The organism is Mangrovibacter plantisponsor (genome assembly GCF_003182475.1).
In the GTDB taxonomy this organism is placed as follows: Bacteria; Pseudomonadota; Gammaproteobacteria; order Enterobacterales; family Enterobacteriaceae; genus Mangrovibacter; species Mangrovibacter plantisponsor.
The window spans coordinates 1-1,598 of the sequence record NZ_QGTS01000050.1; the positions used below are offsets into that span (position 1 = coordinate 1).

Annotated in this window: 1 protein-coding gene; it reads right to left on the reverse strand. The window is 56.4% G+C overall.

Features of this window, described 5'->3' with window-relative positions; translation table 11 throughout:
• Positions 1-1,598 (reverse strand): class I fumarate hydratase FumA (gene fumA, locus DES37_RS25435; RefSeq protein WP_110028302.1); only part of this gene is annotated, 1,598 nt, incomplete at both ends.

The following is a 1,598-nucleotide window of genomic DNA, read 5'->3' on the forward strand; positions in this document are numbered from 1 at the left end:
ATCTGCTGGAAGAAGTCGTTACCTTTGTCGTCCACCAGGATAAACGCCGGGAAATCTTCCACTTCGATTTTCCAGATAGCTTCCATACCCAGTTCCGGGTAAGCCACGCACTCCAGGCTCTTGATACTCTGTTGCGCCAGCACCGCAGCCGGGCCACCAATGCTGCCCAGATAGAAGCCACCGTGTTTCTTACAGGCATCCGTTACCTGCTGGCTGCGGTTACCTTTCGCCAGCATAATCATGCTGCCACCGTGAGACTGCAGTAAATCCACATAGGAGTCCATACGCCCCGCAGTGGTTGGGCCCAGCGAGCCGGAGGCATACCCTTCCGGTGTCTTGGCCGGCCCGGCGTAATAAATCGGGTGGTCCTTGATGTACTGCGGCAGTTCTTCACCGCTGTCCAGCAGCTCTTTCAGTTTGGCATGGGCAATGTCGCGCCCGACAATGATGGTGCCGTTCAGGGAAAGCCGGGTGGAAACCGGGAACTGCGACAACTGTTGCAGAATTTCACTCATCGGGCGGTTCAGGTCCACTTTCACCACTTCGCCTTCATTTTCGCCACGCAGCTCTGCCGGAATGTACTGACCGGGGTTATCTTCCAGCTTCTCAATCCAGATGCCTTCGCGGTTGATTTTCGCTTTCACATTACGGTCAGCGGAGCAGGACACACCCATACCAACCGGGCAGGATGCCCCATGGCGTGGCAGGCGGATAACCCGGATATCATGGGCAAAGTATTTCCCGCCGAACTGTGCGCCAAGGCCCAGGTTCTGCGCTTCGGTCATCAGTTCTTGTTCCAGTTGTACATCGCGGAACGCCTGGCCGTGTTCGTTGCCTTCTGTGGGCAGCCCGTCGTAATAGCGGGTGGACGCCAGCTTCACGGTTTTCAGGGTGCTTTCAGCCGAAGTGCCGCCAATCACAAACGCGATATGGTATGGCGGGCAGGCAGCCGTACCCAGGGTACGCATTTTCTCCACCAGGTAATTTTTCAGTTTGGCCGGCGTGATAAGCGCCTTGGTTTCCTGGTACAGATAGGTTTTGTTGGCTGAACCGCCGCCTTTGGCGATGCACAGGAATTTGTATTCGTCGCCATCCACGCTGTAGAGGTCAATCTGGGCAGGCAGGTTGGTGCCGGTGTTGACTTCTTTGTACATATCCAGCGGGGCGTTTTGGGAATAACGCAGGTTTTCTTCGGTGTAGGTGTTGTACACCCCCTGAGCCAGGGCCGCTTCATCACCGCCGCCGGTCCAGACGCGCTGGCCTTTTTTCCCCATGATGATGGCGGTGCCGGTATCCTGGCAGGTGGGCAGTACGCCACGGGCAGCGATTTCTGAGTTACGCAGGAACTGCAGCGCCACATATTTGTCGTTTTCACTGGCCTGCGGGTCGCTGAGAATGGCGGCCACCTGTTTCTGGTGCGACGGGCGCAGCAGGAAAGCGGCATCGCGGAATGCGTGCTGAGCCAGCAGGGTCAGGGCTTTCGGGTCCACCTTCAGGACGCTTTCGCCCTCGAACTCACTGACAGAGACATGGTCTTTGGTTAACAGATAGTATTCGGTATCGTCTTTTGCTACAGGAAAAGGATTCTGATAGTAGAA